Genomic DNA, 23,938 nt, shown 5'->3' with positions numbered 1-23,938 from the left:
GGATTTTTGATATGAGTCGGTAATGTGTGACTCATTAGGCTTCCATCTGTAATAAAGTACGTAAACCCGCCGCTTTGTTGTCTATTTCTTGCCATTCCTGCTCAGGATCTGAACCACGTACGATCCCTGCCCCGGCATACAGGCGCACCACGTTTGCGCTAATTTTCGCCGAACGTAGTGACACGCAAAACTCACTTTGGCGCCGTGAAAGATAACCCGCAGAACCGGCATACCACTCACGTTCAAAGGGTTCATTTTGTTGGATGAATTCACGTGCCAGCTCTCGCGGAATACCGGCGACAGCCGCCGTGGGCTGGAGTTGCATCAGGCAAAGCATATCGTCGGCCTGATTCAGTTCCGTCCAGATGCAACGGCGCAAGTGCTGCACTTTACGCAGTCTCAGCACCTGTGGCGGCAGCACATCAAGAGTTTGCGTACAGCCTTGCAGGCGCTGGCAAATATCTTCAACCACCAGCATATTCTCACGCTGGTTTTTATCATCTTTCATTAGCCATTCACCCAACTGCCAGGCGCGATGATCCTCTGGATGATTGGCCACGGTTCCGGCCAGCGCCTCGGTGCGCAGCGCCGTGTCTCGCCGCCGATACAGACGCTCAGGGGAAGAGCCAAGGAAAGCGGAGTCGGCAGAGAATGCCATAAAGAAATGGTAGCAGTTCAGGTTTAAGCGACGGCTGGAAGCCATCACGGCCGCGGCATTAACCGACTGAGAAAACTGTAAGTCGGTCGCCCGTGCCAGCACAACCTTATCGAGGTCTTCTCCTGCGATTGTTTGCGTGGCGAGTTTTATCAGATTTGTCCAGCCAGCTTTATCCGGCCAGTTCTGTTCTCCCGTCAAATTCAAGCGCAATGCAGGAAGCGGTTTTACAGGAGCAAGCGATGAGATAAAGGCAATCGCATGTGCAGCGTCTTCACGTAGCGACACGTCGCTATAGAGATGTAAGCGTAAGCTCGCCACTCCGGCGCAACGTCGCCACTCCAGCCGCGGCAGCAGCAAATTGCCACGCTGTGGCTCAAAGGCATTCAGGCCCCAGATGCGCAGGTCGGGATGATTATCATGCTGGTGTAAAAATTGCTGGGCCGATTCCAGCGAGGAAAATGCGGCGACGGCCCCTAATACGGCGGCCTCTTCGTCGCCGTTACGCTGCTGCCAGTAAAACTGGGGCCAGACGGGTTGACTGGCCAGCCATCCTAAAGCGTCAAACGCATCATTCAGTGGGAAAGGTATATCGTAAATACGAATTCCAGGTGCTGCTGGCATCTCTTGCGATAAATGACGCATCAGACTTTCCAGCGCAGTAGTGATTGAATGCACGCGGACCTCTCCCTGTTAAAAACCTCACATTATACGGGGTACTGAGCAGAAAAAGCAGTACCCCCAGTTAGGGAGTACGTACAAATGCGATGACAGAACGGAATTTATCGCCGTGCTAACAATAATCCCATCACTAAACCGACTGTGGCGCCAACGCCGATCCCGCGCCAGGGTTTTTCGTGCACATAGTCATCCGCCCGACAAACAGCTTTTTTCGCACGGTAATAGTAGCTGTCAGAAGCATGGCTGACGCGATTTCTCACCTCTTCTAACGCCCGTTCTGCCCGCGCTTTTAACTCAAGGTATTTTTGATCTGCTGGATCGCCAGAAGAACGCAGCACCTCTTCCAGCGTTTCACTTAATAATTCCAGATCATCATCGACACGTGATTCATAAGAATGAAAAGACATTATATTCTCCCTTTCTATTGACGTACCCGCTAACTATAGACAACCTGGACTGTTTGCGCCTGTTTACGCCTGATGTGCTTCCCGCGCCATTCCGACGTGTGGAATACCGTCTTCGTCATAGATATCCGTTACCGGAACAAAGCCAAAGCGCGCATAGAACGATTGCAGATGCGCCTGCGCGCCCAGATATAACGCCTTGTGTGGCCAGTGTTGCGCGCAGGATGCCAGCGTCTGGGCCATCAGCTGTTGCCCCAGTTTTTCACCGCGCAGCGCTTCGCTTACAATTACCCGACCAATCACCACCGGCTCCAGCTCGTCATCGCTTTTCAGAATCCTCGCATACGCCACCAGCTCATCGTTATGCCAGCCCAGAATATGGCGATTCTCTCCAACCAGGTCATCGCCATCCACATCCTGGTACGGACACTGTTGCTCAACTACAAACACCGCGCATCGCAACTGAAGTAGTGCGTACAGTTGTTGGGTACTCAGCTTTGCATGGTGGAGATCTTGCCAGTGAATCATTGTCTGCCCCTATGTTGTGATAACCTGAACACCCTGCCTTATTGATGGCGAAAAGTGTAACGCGAAGATGGAATTACTATTTTTAGGCACGTCAGCGGGAGTCCCCACTCGCTCACGCAATGTAACGGCAATTTTACTGAATCTGCAACACCCGACTCAGGCGGGGCTGTGGCTTTTTGATTGCGGTGAAGGGACGCAGCATCAGATGCTCACCACCCCTTTCAATCCAGGAAAACTCGATCGTATTTTTATCAGCCATCTGCACGGCGATCACCTGTTTGGTTTACCGGGACTACTGTGCAGTCGCTCAATGGCCGGCAATGTCCAGCCTCTGACGCTTTACGGGCCAAAAGGGTTGCGAGAGTTTACCGAAACCGCATTACGTCTGAGCGGCTCCTGGACCGATTATCCGATGGAAATTGTGGAAATCACCGCAGGTGAGATTGTCGATGACGGCCTGCGTAAAGTCACGGCGTACCCGCTGGCGCATCCGCTGGAGTGCTACGGTTTTCGCATTCAAGAGCATGACAAACCCGGTGCGCTTGACGCTAACGCTCTGAAGGCGGCAGGTGTTAAAGCAGGCCCGTGGTTTCAGGATTTGAAAGCCGGGAAAACTATCGTGCTGGAGGATGGACGTACGATCCACGGCGCCGACTTCCTCGCCCCGGCCACCAGGGGAAAATCAGTCGCTATTTTCGGTGACACAGGACCCTGCGCGTCCGCCATTGAACTGGCTCGAGGTGTAGATGTCATGGTACACGAAACCACGCTGGATGCCTCAATGGAGGAGAAAGCGAACAGTCGCGGGCACAGCTCAACCCGACAAGCCGCACAGCTGGCGCTGGATGCCGGAGTGGGACGCCTGATCATGACCCACGTTAGCTCACGCTATGATGAAAAAGGCTGTCAGCGTTTGCTTGAAGAGTGCAAAGCGATTTTTCCAGACACGGAACTGGCTCACGATTTCGCCATTTTCAGCGTTTAACGCTTTATTTTTCCGCCTCAGTGCCGATAACAGTGGAAAGGCTGGCTTTCACACTGAGGACAGGATGAACAATTTCCAGAAAGATATTGATGACAGGACAAACCTAACCCTGTCTAACCGTTTTGAACTACTGCTATTTCGCCTCGGCAAATCTGTTGAGGAGCAGAAATCAGAGCTATTTGGCATCAACGTATTCAAGCTGCGTGAAATCGTGCCGATGCCGACCTTTACACGTCCGGCTGGTATGAAAGCACCACTGCTGGGTATGGTTAATATTCGCGATCAGGTGATCCCGGTGATTGACCTGCCCGCCGTCGCGGGCTGTAAACCAGAGACCGGACTCAACATCCTGTTGATCACAGAATATGCCCGCAGCGTCCAGGCATTTGCGGTGGAGTCAGTGGAAAACATTATGCGCCTGGACTGGCAACAGGTGCATACCGCCGAGAAAGCCGTCAATGGTCGCTATATCACCAGTATCGCTTGCCTGGACGACAACAAAGAGACCAACAACCTGGCGCTGGTGCTCGACGTTGAGCAGATCTTGTACGACATCGTACCGGCGAACCACGACCTGCGCGCAACCGATCTGAAAACCAATAAATTCAACATCACGCCGGGTGCGGTGGCGATTGTGGCAGATGATTCAAAAGTGGCCCGCGCAATGCTGGAAAAAGGGCTTAACGCCATGGAAATCCCGCATCTGATGCATGTAACGGGCCAGGATGCGTGGGAAAAAATACAGCAGCTTTCCGCAGAAGCACTGGCGGAGGGCAAGCCTATTAGCGAGAAGATCGCCCTGGTACTCACCGATCTCGAAATGCCGGAGATGGACGGTTTTACGCTTACCCGCAAAATAAAAACCGACGAACGCCTGAAGAAGATCCCGGTCGTTATCCACTCTTCGCTTTCCGGTAGTGCGAACGAAGATCACGTTCGCCGAGTAAAAGCGGATGGCTACGTGGCCAAATTCGAAGTCAATGAGCTTTCTTCAGTGATCCAGGAAGTGATGGATCGCACAGCAAAAGGCATCAGCGGTCCGCTGGTAAGCCGTCAGCTATTGAACTGACCCGTATTTCACGCATAAAAAAACCCGCCGAGGCGGGTTTTTTCGTTACTGCATGTAGCCTTACATCAGCGGAGTCGCTAACTGCACAATGCTGATCAGCGGTTGCGGGTAAATACCCAGCACCAGTACCAGCAGGGCAGAAATCAGCACCACGATACCGCCCGCGCTGTACTGCCAGTTGGATGGCGCATCGCGGTTCAGCTGTTGCGGTGCGCTCAGGTACAGGCTCACGGCAACACGCAGGTAGTAGTACAAACCAATCGCCGAACCGACCACCACAGCGGCAACCAGCCACCACAGGTTAGCCTGCACACCGACTGCCAGTACGTAGAACTTACCGATAAAGCCCAGCGTCATCGGGATACCGGCCAGAGACAGCATCATTACCGTCATCACTGCCGCGAGGATCGGACGATGCCAGAACAGACCACGGTAGGAGAACAGAGAGTCCGCATCCGGGCCACGGTACGGGCTGGACATCAGGCTGACCACACCGAACGCGCCGAGGCTGCTGAACAGGTAACCGGCCAGGTAAACGCCAACCGCTTCCATCGACATCTCGCCGCTCTGCAGAGCAATCAGCGCCACCAGCAGGTAGCCGAGATGAGAGATAGAAGAGTAACCGAGCAGACGTTTAATATTGGTCTGGCTCAGCGCCATCAGGTTACCGAAGATGATGGAAGCAAAGGCAATCACGCCCAGTACAATACGTACCGCTTCGCTATCCCCTACCGGTGCGTACAGGAACAGACGCATCACCACGCCGAAGATAGCGATTTTGCTCGCCGTCGCCAGGAAGGTGGAAACCGGAGCCGGAGCGCCCTGGTAAACGTCTGGCGTCCACAGGTGGAACGGAACCAGCGAAAGTTTAAAGCCGAGGCCAACAATCATCAGACCGAAGCCCGCCAGCAGCAGCGGTTCGTGCAGCATGCCGTCGCCGAGGCTCTTACCGAGCGCAACAAACGACAGATTGCCAGACTGCGCGTACACCAGCGCCATACCGAACAGCAGGAAGGAAGACGCTGCGGCAGACAGAATGGTGTATTTGATACTGGCTTCCAGCGAACGTTTCTGACGGAACGCATAGCCAACCAGACCAAACAGCGGCAGAGAGATCAGCTCAATACCAAGGAACAGCGCCGCCAGATGGTTAGCGTTAGCCAGCAGAATACCGCCGAGTGCGGCAATCAGCACCAACAGGTAGAACTCTTCCCGGTTGTCGTCGTAGCCTTCCAGCCACGGGTAAGCAAAGGTACAGGTGGCAAGACTCGCCAGCAGCACCAGTCCGGTGTAGAGCATGGCGAAACCGTCAACCCGCATCAGCGGGGTGACGTCCATGGCGCCCGCCTGGCCAACAAACCAGAGCGAAACCAGCGCGGCGTTAAGCCCAATGACCGATAACGTGGCATTGAGGAAGTGATTGCGTCGCCACGCAATGGAGAGCATCACAACCACCACCGTCAAGCCGACGATCAGCAGCGGTAGCAGCGCAATCAGGTGTTGTGGAGTTATTGTCATGGCGATTTACGGCCTTGTAGTAGTAACGGAATTAACAAACCACTGCTGGATGTTGCTCATCGCAGAATGCGAGGTATCCAGAATCGGCTGCGGATAGAAGCCAAGCAGTACCAGAAGCACGACCAGCAACAGGATGATAAACAGCTCACGCAGCGACATCCCTGGCAGTTCAACACTGGCAATCTGGCTCTTCGCTTTACCGAAGTAAGCGCGATGCAACATCGCCAGCGAGTAAACAGAGGCAAACACCAGACCAAAGGTCGAGATCACGGTAATGACCGGAACTACCTGGTAGCTGCCGAACAGAATCATAAATTCGCCAACGAAGTTACCTGTACCCGGCATACCCAGCGTACACACGGCGAAGAACATTGACAGCGCAGGCAACCATTTCATTTTGCCCCACAGGCCGCCCATCATACGCATATCACGCGTGTGCAGACGTTCGTACAGCTGACCACACAGAATGAACAGACCGGCTGCGGACAGACCGTGCGCGATCATCTGAATAACCGCACCCTGGTAAGCCAACTGGCTGCCGGTGTAGATAGCAATCAGCACGAAGCCCATGTGCGATACGGAGGTGTATGCGATCAGACGTTTGATATCGTACTGATTAAAGGCCATCCACGCGCCGTAGAAGATACCGATAACACCCAGCCACATTGCGATAGGTGCAAACTCCGCCGACGCGTTCGGGAACAGCGGCAGGGAGAAGCGTAGCAGACCGTAGGCTGCGGTTTTCAGCAAAATCCCCGCCAGGTCAACGGAACCTGCGGTCGGCGCCTGGGAGTGTGCATCCGGCAACCAGCCGTGCAGCGGAACCACCGGCATTTTCACCGCGAAGGCGATGAAGAAGCCCAGCATCAGCAGATATTCCACACCGTGGGACATCGGGGTATTCAGCAGCTCTTCATAGTTGAAGGTCCACACACCGGTCGCTTTATAGTGCACAAACACCAGCGCCAGGATGGCAATCAACATCACCAGACCACTCGCCTGGGTATAAATGAAGAACTTGGTCGCCGCCGTGATACGCGTTTTACCGTCAGAGGCTTTATGCCCCCACAACGCGATCAGGAAGTACATCGGCACCAGCATCATTTCCCAGAAGAAGAAGAACAGGAACATGTCGATGGCAAGGAACACGCCGATCACGCCGCCTAAGATCCACATCAGGTTCAGATGGAAGAAGCCCTGGTATTTTTCGATTTCATTCCAGGAGCAAAGTACCGCCAGAACACCGAGCAGACCGGTCAGCACTACCATCAGCAGCGACAGACCATCGATAGCCAGATGAATAGAGATGCCAAAACGTGGGATCCACGGCAGGACAAACTCAGACTGCCACTGCGGAATGCCAGCGGATTGCGTCAGTGAATAGCCGCCCTGCAACCACAGTTGCAGGCCAAGCGCCAGCGTCAATCCCATGGTAATCAGCGCGATCCAGCGCGGCACCTTCACGCCAAAGCGTTCGGTCTGCCAGCACAGGAAGCCACCAATAAAGGGAATTAATATTAGCCAGGGTAGTAACATGGCGATCTTTATTCCTTGTTAAAGTCCCATCAGGACCTGATTTTCAACGAATTCTCAAACAGAAAATTCACTTCGGATTGCGGCTTTTTTTGCCCGGCGGCGCGAACGCTTACCGGGCCTACAGATTCCCGTAGGTCGGATAAGCGCGAGCGCCATCCGACATCAACCCCACAATCCTCAAACTCAACGAAGTACCATCAACAGTGCCAGCACAACGACGGCGCCGATGCTCATTGATGCGACATACCAGCGCAGATAACCGTTCTCGCTCAACAACAGGCCTTTACCTGCAAAGCGGGAAAGGATCGCCGGAATGTTCATCATTGAGTTGAGCGGATCGCGTTTCAGCAACCAGGCAACACCCAGGAACGGCTTGACGAACACTTTGTCATACAGCCAGTCGAAGCCCCAGGCGTTATACCACCAGGTACCCAGCAGGCGGCCCGGCGCACTGTTGGCAATCGATGTCACAAGCTGGCGTTTACCCAGCCACAGCCATGCTGCAATCAGGATGCCCGCAATCGCTACGATACCGGAGGTAATTTCCAGCGTCATGACGCGACCATGCTCAAGCTCGGTCGTCGCAGGCAGTACACCCTGCAGCGGCGGCACAATCAGCGCGCCAACGAAGGTGGACAGGATCATCAGCACAATCAGCGGCAGATGATGGGTAATCCCCTTCCCTGCATGAGCGTGAATTTGTTCTTTACCGTGGAACACGATGAAAATCATACGGAAGGTATACAGAGAGGTCATGAACGCACCGACCAGACCTGCAACCATCAGATTAATATGACCATTCGCCATTGCACCGGCCAGAATCTCATCCTTACTGAAGAAGCCAGCGGTAATCAGCGGCAGAGCCGACAGCGCCGCGCCACCGATCAGGAAGCAGAGATACACCAGCGGAATTGACTTACGCAGTCCGCCCATCTTGAAGATGTTCTGTTCGTGGTGGCAAGCCAGGATAACCGAGCCGGATGCCAGGAACAGCAGCGCTTTAAAGAAGGCGTGCGTCATCAGGTGGAAAATCGCCGCATCCCACGCCTGTACACCGAGAGCCAGGAACATATAACCAATCTGGCTCATGGTGGAGTACGCAAGAACGCGTTTGATGTCGGTCTGTACCAGCGCAGCAAAACCCGCCAGCACCAGAGTGATGGCACCGATAATCCCCACCAGGTGCAGGATTTCTGGGGTCATCAGGAACAGGCCGTGCGTACGTGCAATCAGGTAGACACCGGCGGTAACCATCGTCGCAGCGTGGATAAGCGCAGAGACAGGCGTCGGGCCGGCCATCGCATCAGCAAGCCATGTTTGCAACGGCAACTGCGCAGATTTACCGACCGCACCGCCCAGCAGCATCAGGGTTGCCCACATCAGCATGTTGTTACCATCTGCAAAGTGCGCAGGCGCCAGTTCCACCATTTCGCGGAAGTTCAGCGTGCCCAGCTCGTTGTAGAGGATGAACAGCGCGAACGCCAGGAATACGTCACCAACACGGGTTACCACAAAGGCTTTCATTGCCGCAGCGCCATTCTTCGGATCGGTATAGTAGAAACCAATCAGCAGATAGGAGCACAGGCCCACGCCTTCCCAGCCGAGGTACATCAGCAGCAGGTTATCCGCCAGCACCAGAACCACCATGCTGGCGATAAACAGGTTGGTGTAGGCGAAGAAACGAGAATAGCCCTCTTCTCCGCGCATATACCAGGAGGCGAACATGTGGATCAGGAAACCAACGCCGGTCACCACGGAGAGCATAGTCAGCGACAGGCCATCCAGCACCAGGTTAAAACCGATGTTGAAGTCGCCGACTGACATCCAGGTCCACAGCGGCTGGCTATAAGCCTGCTGGCCATTGGCAAAGAAATCAACGCCAACAAACGCAGTCACCAGCGCGGCCAGACCAATCGACCCGACACCCACGGTAGCGGACAGATTTTCTGACCAACGACCACGGGAAAACGCCAGTAATACAAAGCCAATAAATGGCAGAATAATGGTTAAGGCAAGCATGTTCATCCACGCATCTCACTTACTGAATCGATGTTCAGGTTCTGGCGACGGCGATGAAGTTGCAGCAACAGCGCAAGTCCAATGCTCGCTTCCGCAGCCGCAAGGCTGATGGCGAGAATGTACATCACCTGACCATCGGTCTGGCCCCAGTAGCTTCCGGCGACCACAAAGGCCAGCGCGGAGGCGTTAATCATGATTTCCAGCCCGATCAGCATAAACAGCAGATTGCGGCGGATAACCAGACCGGTCAAACCCAGGACGAATAAAATCGCAGCGAGGATCAGTCCATGTTGTAAGGGGATCATGCGTGCTCCTCCGTTTTTCTTTTCGCGCGGTCATCAGTGCGATTGCTCAGCACTTCACCTGAACGCTCTTCGCGCCCCACGTGGAAGGCCACAACCAGGCCCGCCAGCAGCAGCATCGAAGCCAGTTCGACCGCCAGTACATACGGTCCGAACAGGGAAATACCGACTGCTTTCGCGCTAATTGGCGTCCCGTCGATGCCCTGATCGTTTACGCCCAGAATGGCGTAAACAATGACCACCAGCATGATGGCCGACAGAATCGCCGGACCAATCCACACCTGAGGTTTCAGCCACTGGCGTTCCTGTTCAATTTCAGAACCACCGAGGTTGAGCATCATTACCACGAATACGAACAGCACCATGATAGCGCCCGCGTAGACGATAATTTCCAGCGCACCGGCGAAGTAAGCGCCTAACGAGAAGAACACCCCGGAAATCGCCAGCAGCGAAATAATCAGATACAGCAGCGCGTGTACCGGATTGGTGTGGGTGATTACCCGCAAGGTTGCGAGAATGGCTATCAGGCCACAGATATAAAAAGCGAACTCCATTGCCCCTCTCCTTACGGTAACAGGCTCTTGACGTCGATAGGCTTGGCTTCGTTCTCTGCTTCGCCCTTATCTTTGCCGTCGATTGCCATACCTGCCATCCGGTAGAAGTTATATTCCGGGTATTTGCCCGGACCGGAGATCAGCAGATCCTCTTTCTCGTAAACCAGGTCCTGGCGCTTGTACTCACCCAGCTCGAAATCTGGAGTCAGCTGAATAGCCGTTGTCGGACAGGCTTCTTCGCACAGGCCGCAGAAAATGCAGCGTGAGAAGTTAATGCGGAAAAACTCCGGATACCAGCGGCCATCTTTGGTCTCTGCTTTTTGCAAAGAGATACAGCCTACCGGACACGCTACCGCACACAGGTTACAGGCAACGCAGCGCTCTTCACCGTCTGGATCACGAGTCAGAACGATACGACCACGAAAACGGGGCGGTAGATAGACCGGCTCTTCCGGGTACATCTGCGTTTCGCGTTTCGCGAACGCATGCAGGCCGATCATCCAGATACTGCGTACCTGGGTGCCGAAACCTACGAACAATTCTTTTAAGGTCATGGTCTTTGTGTCCCTTATTGCGCCTGCCAGAGAATGACAGCCGCAGTTACCAGCAAGTTGACGAGCGTCAGCGGCAGACAGACTTTCCAGCCGAAGGACATTACCTGGTCATAACGAGGACGCGGTAACGACGCACGAATCAAAATGAACATCATCATGAAGAACGCGGTTTTCAGCGCGAACCAGACGAATGGCGGTAAGAACGGGCCATGCCAGCCACCGAAGAACAGGGTAACCATCAGTGCAGAAATGGTGACGATACCGATGTATTCACCCACGAAGAACAGACCGAATTTCATACCGGAATATTCAATGTGGTAACCGTCGGCCAGTTCCTGCTCGGCTTCTGGCTGGTCAAACGGGTGACGGTGACACACCGCCACGCCCGCGATGGCAAAGGTGACAAAACCAAAGAACTGCGGAATAACGTTCCAGATATCAGCCTGGTTGTTGACGATGTCGGTCATGTTAAATGAACCGGCCTGCGCCACCACGCCCATCAGGGAAAGTCCGAGGAACACTTCGTAGCTTAGGGTCTGCGCAGACGCACGCATCGCACCGAGCAGGGAGTATTTGTTGTTACTGGACCAGCCGGCGAACAGCACTGCGTATACCGCGAGGCCCGCCATCATCAGGAAGAACAGGATCCCGATGTTCAGGTCAGCAACCACCCAGTTCGGACTCACCGGCACGATGGCGAAAGCCAGCAGCAGCGAGGTGAAGGCGATCATCGGTGCCAGGGTAAAGATGACGCGATCCGAGAATTTCGGGATCCAGTCTTCTTTAAAGAACATCTTGATCATGTCCGCAACCAGCTGGAGCGAACCGCCCCAGCCAACACGGTTCGGTCCGTAACGGTTCTGGAACAGACCCAGCAGACGACGTTCGCCAAAGCTCATGAATGCCCCGCAGGTGACCACCACCAGCAGGATCACCACCGCTTTGAGAATGCTCAGCAGGATCTCAATCAGATCGGGTGTAATCCAACTCATTGTTGTGCCTCCTGCAGATCCTCAAGACGCGCACCTGCCAGAACCGGCGCGATGCCAGGCATGCCCATCGGCAAACCAACCTGCCCTGCCGTTAATCCTTCAGCGATTTCAACCGGCAGCGTAACCGTGTTGCCATCGTAGCTGAAAGAAACGCGCGTACCGGCATTAACACCCAACTTCGCGGCATCAGCCGGGTTGAGTTTGATGTACGGCTGCGGCATACGGGTCTGGAAGACCGGCGCACGCTGGGACATTTCGTCACTACCAAACAGATGGTAGTACGGCGCGACACGCCACTGACCATCCTGAGCCTGGAAGCTCGCCGGAACGGTAGTGAAGTAATCCATACCATCCGCAGAAGCTTCGATCAGGCGCACGCCCGGATCGCCATGACGCAGTTTACCGCCCACTTCATCCTGGAACTTGTTCCACGCCTGTGGGGAGTTCCAGCCCGGAGCCCAGGCAAACGGAATTTGTGAACGCGGTGCAGACGGCTGGTTGTTCCCTTCCATAGAGAAAGCGAACATGGTGTCTTTGTCCTGCGGTTGACGCGGTTCGTGTACGCTGATGTTGGCGCGCATTGCGGTACGCCCACTGTAGCGGTGCGGTTCACGCGCCAGCTTCTGTCCACGGATACGGAAGCTTGCGTCCGGCGCGGCATCTTTAATGCCCGCCAGCTGCGGCAACTTCTCAACGACCGCGTCGATAACGTGGTCGAGCTGCGTCCAGTCCACTTCACGGCTCTGCACGGTGCTGTGCAGCGAGTGCAGCCAGCGCCAGCTTTCCAGCATTACGGTGTTGCTGTCGTAGTAGGATGGGTCATAGACCTGGAAGAAACGCTGGGCGCGGCCTTCGTTGTTAATCACCGTACCATCGCTTTCGGCGAAGCTTGCAGCGGAAAGCACCAGATGGGCGTTTTCCATAATTGCCGTACGCTGATGGTCAACGACCAGTACCAGCGGCGCTTTCGCCAGCGCGGCATCAACGCGAGCGGCTGAAGCATGGCGATGCAGGTCATTTTCCAGCACCACAACAGCGTCAGCGCGGCCTGTTTCCAGCTCGGTCAGCGCATCGTCAAGGGAACCACCGCCAATCATGCCGAGGCCCATGCTGTTAACCGAGCGAGCAATCATGGTGATGCCAACGTCTGCGCCACGGCCTTTCAGCGCCTTCGCCACGTTGGCAGCCGCCTGAATCACTTCGGCGCTACCGGCGTTGGTGCCGGAAATAATCAGTGGTTTCTTCGCCCCGGCTAGTGCCTGAACGATAACGTCAATTTTGTTCTGCATGTCACGGTCGATACCGTCAACCGCCGGCGCGTTGTTATCCAGCGCGTGGGCGATAGCGAAACCTAAACGCGCCTGATCTTCAACCGGTGCGCGATAGGTCCAAGCGGCGATATCGTCCAGACGGGTGTTATCGACGTTGGTAACGAACAGCGGATGCTTAGCACGCTGGCCGATATTAAGGATTGCTGCGATCTGCCAGTCAGCCACTTTCTGTGCCGCCGCCATTTCACGCGCTTTACCTTTCACCGCCTGACGCACCGCCAGCGCAACGCGTGCGCCGGTCTGGGTGACATCTTCGCCCAGCACCAGAACCGCATCATAAGATTCGATTTCGCGCAGAGCCGGAGTATGAATCCCGCCGTCACGCAGTACGCTCAACGCCAGTTGCAGACGATCCAGTTCGCCCTGAGCGATACCGGTATAGAAGTTATCCGCACCGACCAGTTCACGCAGCGCGAAGTTACTTTCAACGCTGGCGCGCGGGGAGCCGATACCAATCACTTTCTTCGACTGACGCAGAATATCTGCCGCGCCCTGCATCGCCTGCTCGGCGTTCAGCGTGATCAGGTCATCGCCACGACGCTGTACCGGCTGACGCGGACGGTCTTTCAGGTTCACGTAACCATAGCCGAAACGACCACGGTCGCAGAGGAAGTAGTGGTTAACGGTACCGTTATAACGGTTTTCGATACGACGCAGTTCACCGTAGCGCTCGCCCGGGCTGGTGTTACAGCCGATGGAACACTGCTGGCAGATGCTCGGCGCAAACTGCATGTCCCATTTACGGTTATAACGCTCGGAGTGCGTTTTATCGGTGAAGACGCCGGTTGGACAAATTTCGACCAGGTTGCCAGAGAATTCGCTTTCGAGCGTACCGTCTTCCGGACGACCGAAGTAGACGTTGTCATGTGCGCCATACACGCCCAGATCCGCACCATCGGCGTAATCTTTGTAGTAACGTACACAGCGATAGCAGGCGATGCAGCGGTTCATTTCGTGAGAGATGAACGGCCCCAGGTCCTGGTTACGGTGAGTACGCTTCGTGAAGCGGTAGCGACGGAAGCTGTGACCGGTCATGACGGTCATATCCTGCAGGTGGCAGTTGCCGCCCTCTTCACAGACCGGACAGTCGTGCGGGTGGTTAGTCATCAACCACTCCACGACGCTTTCGCGGAACTGCTTCGCTTCTTCGTCATCAATAGAAATAAAGGTGCCTTCGGTGGCCGGTGTCATACAAGACATCACCAGGCGACCACGCGTGTCTTCCGCGTTCTGATATTGCTTCACCGCACACTGGCGGCAAGCACCGACGCTTCCCAGCGCCGGGTGCCAGCAAAAGTACGGAATATCAAGGCCAAGAGACAGACAAGCTTCCAGCAGGTTGTCCGCTCCGTTGACCTCATATTCTTTGCCGTCTACATGAATCGTAGCCATAGTCAGCATGCTTCCAGTTGGCTCGGTCGTAACCGAGCGTTAATCGAATTTCTTATCGCGACACAGGGCTAACCCTGTGATCACCAGCGCTCTTTCAGCAGGTTCGGCTGAATACCACCAATAGCGTGGGTATTGCTGAAGGTCTGCTTGATGCCAGCTTCGAATTCTTCGCGGAAATATTTAATGGCGCTCTGCAGCGGTTCCACTGCACCCGGTGCGTGTGCACAGAAGGTTTTACCCGGGCCGAGGAAACGACACAGTTGCTCAAGTGTCTCGATATCCCCAGGCTGGCCTTCGCCACGCTCAAGCGCGCGCAGAATTTTCACACTCCACGGCAGACCATCACGGCACGGCGTACACCAGCCACAGGACTCGCGGGCAAAGAACTCTTCGAGGTTACGCACCAGAGGAACCATGCCAATCTCGTGATCGACAGCCATTGCCAGCGCGGTGCCCAAACGGCTACCTGCTTTACCAATGCTTTCGAATTCCATCGGCAGATCGAGGTGTGCTTCGGTCAGGAAGTCAGTCCCCGCGCCGCCAGGTTGCCAGGCTTTGAACTTCAGGCCATCGCGCATGCCGCCCGCGTAATCTTCGAGGATCTCACGCGCGGTAGTACCGAAAGGCAGTTCCCACAGGCCAGGGTTCTTCACACGACCGGAGAAGCCCATCAGCTTGGTGCCCGCGTCTTTGCTCTTCGAAATGTTCTGGTACCACTCCACGCCGTTCGCGAGGATAGCCGGTACATTACACAGGGTTTCGACGTTGTTTACGCAGGTCGGCTTACCCCATGCGCCAGAGCTTGCCGGGAACGGCGGCTTGGAGCGTGGGTTAGCACGGCGACCTTCGAGGGAGTTGATCAGCGCGGTTTCTTCACCGCAGATGTAACGCCCTGCCCCAGTGTGGACAAACAGTTCGAAGTCGAAACCGGTGCCCATAATGTTTTTGCCTAGCAGACCGGCTTCGGTCGCTTCGGCGATAGCGCGACGCAGATGCACGGCTGCTTCGATATATTCACCGCGCAGGAAGATGTAACCACGGTACGCTTTCAGCGCAAACGCGGAAATCAGCATGCCTTCCACCAGCAGGTGCGGCAGCTGTTCCATCAGCAGACGGTCTTTATAGGTGCCCGGCTCCATTTCATCGGCGTTACACAGCAGGTAACGGATGTTCATGGATTCGTCTTTCGGCATCAGACTCCACTTCAGACCGGTGGAAAAGCCCGCGCCGCCGCGCCCTTTCAGGCCAGCGTCTTTTACCTGATTAACGATTTCATCCGGTGACAGCCCGGTCAGAGCCTTACGCGCACCTTCGTAGCCGTTCTTGCTACGGTATTCATCCAGCCAGACCGGCTGTTTGTCATCACGCAGACGCCAGGTCAGCGGATGGGTTTCGGGAGTACGGATAATGTCTTTCATTTATACCGCTCCAGCAGTTCGGGAATGCCTTCCGGGGTCAGATGAGCATGAGTATCCTCATCGATCATCATGTTTGGCCCTTTGTCGCAGTTCCCCAGGCAACAGGTCGGCAGCAGCGTAAAGCGACCATCAAAAGTCGTCTGCCCCGGCTTGATGTTGAGTTTTTTCTCAAGCGCGGCCTGGATCCCCTGGTAGCCGTTGATATGGCACACCACGCTGTCGCAATAGCGGATCACGTGGCGACCTACCGGCTGGCGGAAGATCTGGCTATAAAACGTAGCAACACCTTCTACGTCGCTTGGCGGAATACCCAGCACATCAGCGATCGCATAGATCGCCCCATCCGGCACCCAGCCACGCTGTTTCTGAACGATTTTCAGCGCTTCAATGGACGCCGCACGCGGGTCTTCGTAGTGGTGCTTCTCGTGCTCAATCGCTTCACGCTCAGCCGCACTCAGCTCAAAAGCCTCGGTTTGTGGTTGTTGATTCTCGTGCATAATTAGCGGTCCACATCTGACATAACAAAATCGATACTACCCAGATGGACGATCAGGTCGGACACCAGGCTGCCACGTACCGCTACCGGGATCTGCTGCAGGTGCGCATAGCTCGGGGTACGGATACGGGTACGGTAACTCATGGTGCTGCCATCGCTGGTCAGGTAGTAACTGTTGATACCCTTGGTCGCTTCCACCATCTGGAAGGACTCGTTTGCCGGCATAACCGGACCCCACGAAACCTGCAGGAAGTGGGTGATAAGGGTTTCGATATGTTGCAGCGTGCGCTCTTTCGGTGGCGGCGTCGTCAGCGGGTGATCCGCTTTGAACGGGCCTTCCGGCATGTTATTGAGGCACTGCTCAAGGATGCGCAGACTCTGGCGCAGCTCTTCAACTTTCAGCATCACGCGGGTATAGCAGTCGGACACACCGCCGCCAACCGGGACCTCAAAGTCAAAGTTTTCATAGCCAGAGTACGGACGCGCTTTACGCACGTCGAAATCAATACCGGTCGCACGCAGCGCAGCACCGGTACAACCCCAGTCCAGCGCTTCTTTCTTACCGTAAGCGGCAACACCCTGCGAACGGCCTTTCAGGATGGTGTTACGCAGCGCGGCTTTCTCGTAAGAATCCAGACGTTTTGGCATCCAGTCGAGGAAATCACGCAGCAGTTTGTCCCAACCGCGCGGCAGATCGTGTGCCACACCGCCGATACGGAACCAGGCCGGGTGCATACGGAAACCGGTGATCGCTTCCACGACGTCGTAGATTTTCTGACGGTCAGTAAAGGCGAAGAATACCGGGGTCATCGCGCCGACGTCCTGAATGAACGTGGAGATATACAGCAGATGACTGTTGATACGGAACAATTCAGACAGCATGACGCGAATCACGTTGACGCGATCCGGCGTGGTGATGCCTGCCAGTTTCTCAACCGCCAGTACGTAAGGCATTTCGTTAACGCAGCCGCCGAGGTACTCGATACGGTCGGTGTACGGAATGTAACTGTGCCAGGACTGACGTTCGCCCATCTTTTCAGCGCCACGGTGGTGGTAGCCGATGTCAGGTACGCAGTCGACGATTTCTTCGCCATCAAGCTGCAGCACAATACGGAACGCACCGTGGGAAGACGGGTGGTTAGGACCGAGGTTGAGGAACATGAAGTCCTCATTTTCGGTGCTACGCTTCATGCCCCAATCTTCAGGTTTGAAGGTCAGCGCTTCCATTTCCAGATCCTGTTTGGCTTTAGTCAGCTCAAACGGGTCGAATTCGGTTGCACGCGCCGGGTAGTCTTTACGCAGCGGATGACCTTCCCAGGTATGCGGCATCAGCAGACGCGTCAGGTGCGGGTGACCTTCGATATCGATGCCAAACATTTCCCAGGTTTCACGCTCATACCAGTTGGCGTTCGGGAACAGTTTGGTGAAAGTCGGTACGCGCAGATCGTTTTCAGACAAAGCCACCTTGAGCATGATATCGCGATTGCGTTCAATGGAGATCAGGTGATAGAAAACGGAAAAATCCGCGGCGGGTAACCCTTCGCGGTGCGTACGCAGACGTTCGTCCATGCCGTGTAAGTCAAACAGCATGACGTAAGGTTTCGGCAGTCTCTTTAAGAAATCGCCAACTTCCAGTAATTGTTCACGCTTGACCCAAACAACGGGTACCCCGGTGCGAGTCGCCTGAACGGTAAAGGCATCCGGCCCAAAACGGTTGCGCAGTTCGCCAATGACCGGGTCATCAAGGTGATCCCGTGTTTGCCATGCGGCGTCTTGCGCGGTTAAGTCGGTCATATTGTTCACCATTGCAAATGGTCCGTGGTGGTCGGCAGTGCTTCGCGCTATTTATGTAGTGATAAGCGAAGGAAGTGCTGCTGCCGACAGGCGCAAATTAAATCTCGTCTGGTGTACGAAGATTCGTTACAGCAATACGTTCGCCGCGTTTACGCTCGCGTTCTGACTGCATATTGGCGCGATAAACGCCCTGATCGCCAACCACCCAGGAGAGCGGACGGCGTTCTTTGCCAATGGAATCTTGCAGCAGCATCAGAGCCTGCATATACGCTTCTGGGCGCGGCGGACATCCCGGGATGTACACATCGACCGGAATAAATTTATCAACGCCCTGCACTACAGAATAGATGTCGTACATCCCGCCGGAGTTGGCGCATGCGCCCATGGAAATAACCCATTTCGGTTCCAGCATCTGATCGTAGAGGCGCTGAATAACTGGCGCCATTTTGGTAAAGCAGGTTCCGGCTACGACCATCAGGTCAGCCTGACGCGGCGATGCACGCAGTACTTCTGCACCAAAACGGGCCACATCGTGCACGGCGGTAAACGAGGTCACCATCTCAACGTAGCAGCAGGAAAGGCCAAAGTTATATGGCCAAATTGAGTTTTTACGGCCCCAGTTAACCATGTCATGCAGTTTGCCCATGAACACGTTTTTGTTAACTTCTTGTTCCAGGGGGTCGGTTACGATCTCCTGTTTTTGCAGGGGGTAACGGTCGTTCTCACCGTTAGGATCTATGCGGGTGAGCGTATAATCCATCTTAATGCCTCGCGGTTAGCGTTGACGATTAGCGATACTGTTCGTTTCCGGGTTCATACGCTCGCGGCGTGAACGCGCGGGCGTCCAGTCCAGCGCGCCAATACGCACCAGATAAACCAGACCTGCCAGTAACACAAAAATAAAAATTGCAGCTTCCACAAAGCCAATCCAACCGCTTTCACGGATAGAAGTTGACCATGCGAACAGATACAGCGCTTCAACGTCGAAGATAACGAAGAACATGGCTACCAGATAAAACTTGGCAGACAGGCGCAGGCGGGCGGTGCCGACCGAGTCGATACCTGATTCAAACGGCACGTTTTTAGATCTCGCGCGTGCGCGACCCCCTAAAAACCAGCCGCCGACGAGCATCAGGCAGCACAGGCCAATGGCAACGATAAGAAAGATAGCGAATGCCCAGTGATGAGCGATGATTTCAGTGGATGTTGACATACTCATTGCTTACTCATCAAAAGTAGCGCCAAATTCTCTGCTCTTTTCGGCAGATGAACGCCACATCGATTCATGGGGAGGAATAAAAAAAACCTTACAATCACTGTGGAAAATCATTTTATACAGCTAATTGATGGGGTTTTTTACTCCTTTCTATAACCTTTTGTCAACTTTAACAAAAGTTTCCTCACATTATTTTACACTACCCTAACTTCATTAACATAAAGTGCTCTTTAGACCCATTTCGATTGCATCATCGGTCATTTTTAATGTTGTTGAATCGTGTCCGTAGTGAAGTAAAAAAGATAATACACGTCTATTTTGACAGGAATTCACCCAGATGCCTCCCCCTAAATGGGAGTATTTTCTTGATCTGTGACACGCTTTTGTTAATTCACCATAAAAAACAGCAACAATTTCTCTAGTTTTTTAACATGGAAACATTTAGCAACGCGGCTGATTATTTTTCACCCTATTGTCAGTCTGTTTTTTTACCTGCTGATTTTGTTAAGTTTTAGTATATGAATGAACAGAAAGCAGTAATATTTGCATAAAAAAAGAGCCGCTGGATGTTTTTTCATCATCAGTGGCCCTTTTTTACACTTACATTTTTAAACGTTTTTCTGTGACGCTTTACTCAAAGTCGCCTTCAACAATCAGCGAGTCATCTCCCCCTTCAGGGGTAAACTGATTGTATTGCCAAGGATTTTGATATGTCTGCATCGACTTAAAGATAGCCTGAGCTAATTCATTTTGCGTGGCCGGATCGCTGCACAACAGATACTCGGTATCAGGCAGAGGTGGCAATCCGTCCGCCGCACCCAGTACGCGTAAATCCGGGCTCATCATTTCTACAGGACGCGCAGTGACGCCAAGCCCTGCTTTTACCGCCGCGCGGACCGCAGGCAATGTTGAAGCGACATAAGCCAGACGCCACGGGATCTGTGCGGCATTCAACGTCGCCAGCACGATATCGCGAAACGGGCTGGGATCGTCCAGCAGAACTAACGGCACCGGTTCGCCTTTTTGCAGGATATATTCGGCTGCGCAATACCAGTGCGTCGGTGAAGTCCGCAAATTCAGGCATTCAAAATCGTCAGGGCGATTCGTGGTGACCACTAAATCCACTTCTTGCGACTTAAGCATCTCCACCATGTAAGCATTGCGTTTCACTCTTACATCAAGCGCAAGTTTCGGATAAACCGAACTAATGCGGTTAAGCAGAAATGGGAGTATGGTGTCGGCGGATTCATCAGAAGCACCGATAGTTAACACCCCCTGAAGATTGTTAAACATCAATGATGAGCATGCCTCATCATTAAATCGCAGTATTTTCCTGGCGTAACCCAACAGCTGGATACCATGTTCGGTCAGCAGTTTGTTGCGTCCATGACGCGCGAACAACTCTTTCCCCACAAGTTGCTCAAGGCGCTGCATTTGCTGACTTACCGCAGACTGAGTTCGACATACCGCAGCTGCCGCAGCCGCGAAGGTATTTAGGTCGGCAACAGCAACAAAGGTTCTCAGCAGATCGAGGTCGAGGTTAATTATCGGACGATTTGCATTTATCATAGTTTTTCACTTACTCGCGGGTCATACCGGGTTAATGCTGTGCATTCAGAATCAAACAACTCCATTTGTAATGTGCCTCCCTTCAGTTTCGCTTAGTGTAACCAAGTGAAAATAAGGATGTATTTGGTTTAACAAACGAAACAATTCTCTTTCTGAGCTATTTTAAAACCCGTGATATTCATCGGAATATAGCAACGAGAAAGAGCCGTATTTTTAGCTGCCGTATGATTCTGACTAATGGAAAACATGTAAATTTTGTAAATTTAAAAAATAGTTAACGAACAATAATTTACACATTAAAAACTAACTTTTCAGTATGTTATGAACAACCAACAAACATTTGAATTATCGTAAAACTCGTACTACAAACCATTTCATAGGCGTTATCTTAACCTAAAACCACTATATTTATAAGTGTTATTGCGAATAATTCCGGGCGAATTGGTGTTATGTCAGTGCAACGGTTTTCGTATTATTAGCCCACTCAATTTGATGTCGTTTAAATAATAAATAATAATTAATTAAGAATCTCTCAATTCATTAATTATGCTTAACAATGGATTCACACCGTATCACGTAGGGATCAGACCGATAACAGAATTCGTTGATGAAACCTCAGTATTTTCGAATCGCGCCGTATCACACAGATATCGACTGCATTTTGTTTTATAGGGGTAACTTTTTTCGACCAGACAAATCACCATACCAAAGCCAACAAAGCAAAACACAAACCATAAAAAACACAACAATCCAGATTATTACACTGTAATAATTGCATAATTTAGTTATTAAAAGTTAATTATCGTCCTCCTGCTTTCCAAAATCTTCTACTAAAGACCCTTCAAAACTCACCGTCGTGGGAGTACATTGTGCTGGGCTGACTTCCACGGCAGGGAGTGGCATTCACAGCTAAAAAGGTCAACGTTCATGTCCCCCATTGAAAAATCCAGCAAATTAGAAAACGTCTGTTATGACATTCGCGGCCCGGTTCTGAAGGAAGCAAAGCGCCTGGAAGAAGAAGGCAACAAAGTTCTGAAACTGAACATCGGCAACCCTGCGCCTTTCGGGTTTGAAGCACCAGATGAAATTTTAGTGGATGTGATCCGCAATTTGCCAACTGCGCAAGGATATTGCGATTCCAAAGGCCTTTATTCAGCCCGCAAAGCAATCATGCAGCATTACCAGGCCCGCGGGATGCGCGATGTAACCGTAGAAGATATCTATATCGGTAACGGCGTATCCGAATTGATTGTGCAGGCCATGCAGGCATTGCTGAACAGTGGGGACGAAATGCTGGTTCCTGCACCTGATTATCCACTGTGGACGGCGGCGGTTTCGCTCTCTGGTGGTAATGCCGTGCACTACCTGTGTGATGAATCGTCAGACTGGTTCCCGGACCTGGATGATATCCGCGCCAAAATTACGCCGCGTACGCGTGGGATCGTCATCATCAACCCCAACAACCCAACCGGCGCTGTTTATTCTAAAGAGCTGCTGATGGAGATTGTTGAGATTGCTCGCCAGAACAACCTCATCATCTTTGCAGATGAGATTTACGACAAAATTCTCTACGATGACGCCGAGCACCACTCGATTGCGGCAATGGCCCCGGATCTGCTGACTATTACCTTTAACGGCCTGTCAAAAACCTATCGTGTTGCCGGTTTCCGTCAGGGCTGGATGGTACTGAACGGACCGAAGAAACATGCCAAAGGGTATATCGAAGGCCTTGAGATGCTGGCTTCTATGCGCCTGTGTGCGAATGTCCCGGCACAACATGCCATTCAGACCGCGCTGGGTGGATATCAGAGCATCAGCGAATTCATCATGCCTGGCGGACGTCTGTATGAGCAACGTAACCGCGCCTGGGAACTGCTCAATGATATCCCTGGCGTCTCTTGCGTAAAACCGCGCGGTGCACTGTATATGTTCCCGAAAATTGACGCCAAGCGCTTCAATATTCATGACGACCAGAAGATGGTGCTCGACTTCCTGTTGCAGGAAAAAGTACTGCTGGTCCAGGGGACAGCATTCAACTGGCCGTGGCCGGATCATTTCCGCATCGTTACGCTGCCGCGAATTGATGATATCGAAATGTCGTTGAGTAAATTTGAGCGTTTCCTGTCAGGGTATCGCCAGCTGTAACCACGCAAAGTGCTACCGGGTTTGCATCCGGTAGCACTCTCTGCGCAAAATACCGTTACTGAAGTCACTGAGTAAGGGTCGTTATGAAGCAGAGCCACTTTTTTGCCCACCTCTCCCGTCTGAAACTCATTAACCGCTGGCCGCTGATGCGCAACGTGCGCACCGAAAACGTGTCCGAACACAGTCTGCAGGTTGCCATGGTTGCTCATGCGCTGGCCGCGATCAAAAACCGTAAATTTGGTGGTCAGGTAAATGCTGAGCGTATTGCCCTGCTGGCTATGTACCACGATGCGTCAGAGGTGTTAACCGGCGATCTCCCTACCCCAGTGAAATATTTCAACTCGCAGATTGCTCAGGAATATAAAGCGATAGAGAAAATTGCCCAGCAAAAACTGGTCGATATGGTTCCCGATGAGTTGCGCGATATTTTTGCACCGCTCATTGATGAACATGCCTTAAGTGAAGAAGAAAGATCGATTGTTAAACAGGCCGATGCCCTGTGCGCGTATCTGAAGTGCCTGGAAGAACTCTCCGCCGGTAACAACGAATTTCTGCTGGCGAAAACACGTCTGGAAAAAACGCTGGAGTCACGACGCAGCGAAGAGATGGACTACTTTATGGACGTGTTTGTCCCAAGCTTTCACCTTTCATTAGATGAAATCAGCCAGGATTCACCGCTTTAAACGATTTTGCCGGATGGCGGCTAACGCCTTATCCGGCCTACAGGTAACGTGATATCCGTAGGCCTGATAAGCGCAGCGCCATCAGGCGTTTACTGCG

At 53.2% G+C, this 23,938-nt stretch carries 21 protein-coding genes; 4 read left to right on the top strand and 17 right to left on the bottom strand.

From position 1 onward, the window contains the following. Positions 1-34: 34 nt before the first annotated feature. The 3 genes from menF to OGV57_RS18055 all read right to left on the bottom strand — a co-directional run bounded on the left by menF (position 35) and on the right by OGV57_RS18055 (position 2,268). The gene (menF, locus tag OGV57_RS18065; RefSeq protein ID WP_054528616.1) at positions 35-1,333 is read right to left on the bottom strand and encodes an isochorismate synthase MenF; all 1,299 of its coding nucleotides are present in this window, start codon (positions 1,331-1,333) and stop codon (positions 35-37) included. Positions 1,334-1,437: 104 nt separating this feature from the next. Then, complete coding sequence (gene elaB, locus OGV57_RS18060; RefSeq protein ID WP_032936574.1) at positions 1,438-1,743, bottom strand: stress response protein ElaB; 306 nt, start codon at positions 1,741-1,743, stop codon at positions 1,438-1,440. A 63-nt stretch (positions 1,744-1,806) separates the two neighbouring features. Beyond that, positions 1,807-2,268 (bottom strand): GNAT family N-acetyltransferase, encoded by a 462-nt coding sequence (locus OGV57_RS18055; protein ID WP_003027684.1) that lies wholly within the window; start codon positions 2,266-2,268, stop codon positions 1,807-1,809. A gap of 67 nt (positions 2,269-2,335) precedes the next feature. On the opposite strand from OGV57_RS18055, the gene rbn reads away from it, so the two are divergent. Next, entirely contained in the window at positions 2,336-3,253 is a 918-nt protein-coding gene (gene rbn / locus OGV57_RS18050) for a ribonuclease BN (RefSeq protein WP_032949697.1), read from the top strand. Between the two features lie 64 nt (positions 3,254-3,317). Further along, positions 3,318-4,322: a chemotaxis protein gene (locus tag OGV57_RS18045; RefSeq protein ID WP_003839364.1), complete on the top strand. Its 1,005-nt coding sequence runs from the start codon at positions 3,318-3,320 to the stop codon at positions 4,320-4,322. A 60-nt stretch (positions 4,323-4,382) separates the two neighbouring features. Here OGV57_RS18045 and nuoN read toward each other — a convergent pair whose 3' ends face one another. The 14 genes from nuoN to lrhA all read right to left on the bottom strand — a co-directional run bounded on the left by nuoN (position 4,383) and on the right by lrhA (position 21,013). Further along, on the bottom strand, positions 4,383-5,840 hold the full coding sequence (nuoN, locus tag OGV57_RS18040) for an NADH-quinone oxidoreductase subunit NuoN (protein WP_003027689.1): 1,458 nt from the start codon (positions 5,838-5,840) through the stop codon (positions 4,383-4,385). Positions 5,841-5,846: 6 nt separating this feature from the next. Continuing rightward, positions 5,847-7,376, bottom strand: a complete 1,530-nt coding sequence (nuoM, locus tag OGV57_RS18035) for an NADH-quinone oxidoreductase subunit M (protein WP_003027692.1) — start codon at positions 7,374-7,376, stop codon at positions 5,847-5,849. A 183-nt stretch (positions 7,377-7,559) separates the two neighbouring features. Continuing rightward, positions 7,560-9,401 (bottom strand): NADH-quinone oxidoreductase subunit L, encoded by a 1,842-nt coding sequence (gene nuoL / locus OGV57_RS18030; RefSeq protein ID WP_003027695.1) that lies wholly within the window; start codon positions 9,399-9,401, stop codon positions 7,560-7,562. Beyond that, positions 9,398-9,700 (bottom strand): NADH-quinone oxidoreductase subunit NuoK, encoded by a 303-nt coding sequence (gene nuoK / locus OGV57_RS18025; RefSeq protein ID WP_000612644.1) that lies wholly within the window; start codon positions 9,698-9,700, stop codon positions 9,398-9,400. Before nuoK ends, nuoL begins: the two co-directional genes overlap by 4 nt. Continuing rightward, on the bottom strand, positions 9,697-10,251 hold the full coding sequence (nuoJ, locus tag OGV57_RS18020; RefSeq protein ID WP_003028059.1) for an NADH-quinone oxidoreductase subunit J: 555 nt from the start codon (positions 10,249-10,251) through the stop codon (positions 9,697-9,699). Before nuoJ ends, nuoK begins: the two co-directional genes overlap by 4 nt. Before the next feature lie 11 nt (positions 10,252-10,262). Then, positions 10,263-10,805, bottom strand: coding sequence for an NADH-quinone oxidoreductase subunit NuoI (nuoI, locus tag OGV57_RS18015; RefSeq protein WP_003028062.1), 543 nt, complete (start codon positions 10,803-10,805; stop codon positions 10,263-10,265). Between the two features lie 14 nt (positions 10,806-10,819). Next, a complete protein-coding gene (gene nuoH / locus OGV57_RS18010; protein ID WP_003028063.1) occupies positions 10,820-11,797 on the bottom strand; it encodes an NADH-quinone oxidoreductase subunit NuoH in 978 nt (325 codons plus the stop codon). Further along, entirely contained in the window at positions 11,794-14,520 is a 2,727-nt protein-coding gene (gene nuoG / locus OGV57_RS18005) for an NADH-quinone oxidoreductase subunit NuoG (protein WP_054528695.1), read from the bottom strand. The genes nuoH and nuoG overlap by 4 nt, the downstream gene beginning before the upstream one ends. 80 nt (positions 14,521-14,600) lie before the next feature. Beyond that, positions 14,601-15,938 (bottom strand): NADH-quinone oxidoreductase subunit NuoF, encoded by a 1,338-nt coding sequence (nuoF, locus tag OGV57_RS18000; protein WP_003839356.1) that lies wholly within the window; start codon positions 15,936-15,938, stop codon positions 14,601-14,603. Further along, the gene (gene nuoE / locus OGV57_RS17995) at positions 15,935-16,435 is read right to left on the bottom strand and encodes an NADH-quinone oxidoreductase subunit NuoE (RefSeq protein ID WP_003845087.1); all 501 of its coding nucleotides are present in this window, start codon (positions 16,433-16,435) and stop codon (positions 15,935-15,937) included. The genes nuoF and nuoE overlap by 4 nt, the downstream gene beginning before the upstream one ends. A 2-nt stretch (positions 16,436-16,437) precedes the next feature. After that, complete coding sequence (gene nuoC, locus OGV57_RS17990) at positions 16,438-18,240, bottom strand: NADH-quinone oxidoreductase subunit C/D (protein WP_003028072.1); 1,803 nt, start codon at positions 18,238-18,240, stop codon at positions 16,438-16,440. An 85-nt stretch (positions 18,241-18,325) separates the two neighbouring features. Continuing rightward, positions 18,326-18,988: an NADH-quinone oxidoreductase subunit NuoB gene (gene nuoB / locus OGV57_RS17985; RefSeq protein WP_003028075.1), complete on the bottom strand. Its 663-nt coding sequence runs from the start codon at positions 18,986-18,988 to the stop codon at positions 18,326-18,328. Between the two features lie 15 nt (positions 18,989-19,003). Next, the gene (gene nuoA, locus OGV57_RS17980; RefSeq protein ID WP_003028077.1) at positions 19,004-19,447 is read right to left on the bottom strand and encodes an NADH-quinone oxidoreductase subunit NuoA; all 444 of its coding nucleotides are present in this window, start codon (positions 19,445-19,447) and stop codon (positions 19,004-19,006) included. 627 nt (positions 19,448-20,074) lie between these two features. Continuing rightward, the gene (gene lrhA, locus OGV57_RS17975) at positions 20,075-21,013 is read right to left on the bottom strand and encodes a transcriptional regulator LrhA (protein ID WP_003028079.1); all 939 of its coding nucleotides are present in this window, start codon (positions 21,011-21,013) and stop codon (positions 20,075-20,077) included. Positions 21,014-21,940: 927 nt separating this feature from the next. Between lrhA and alaA the strand changes: the two genes are divergently transcribed. Together alaA and yfbR are read left to right on the top strand one after the other, a co-directional pair. Next, positions 21,941-23,158, top strand: coding sequence for an alanine transaminase AlaA (alaA, locus tag OGV57_RS17970; protein WP_003028082.1), 1,218 nt, complete (start codon positions 21,941-21,943; stop codon positions 23,156-23,158). An 83-nt stretch (positions 23,159-23,241) separates the two neighbouring features. Continuing rightward, on the top strand, positions 23,242-23,841 hold the full coding sequence (gene yfbR / locus OGV57_RS17965) for a 5'-deoxynucleotidase (RefSeq protein WP_003028083.1): 600 nt from the start codon (positions 23,242-23,244) through the stop codon (positions 23,839-23,841). Positions 23,842-23,938: the final 97 nt, after the last annotated feature.

The organism is Citrobacter sp. Cf087 (assembly GCF_030334285.1).
Classification (GTDB): Bacteria; Pseudomonadota; Gammaproteobacteria; order Enterobacterales; family Enterobacteriaceae; genus Citrobacter; species Citrobacter freundii.
This window is presented reverse-complemented; position numbering and strand designations above follow the sequence as displayed.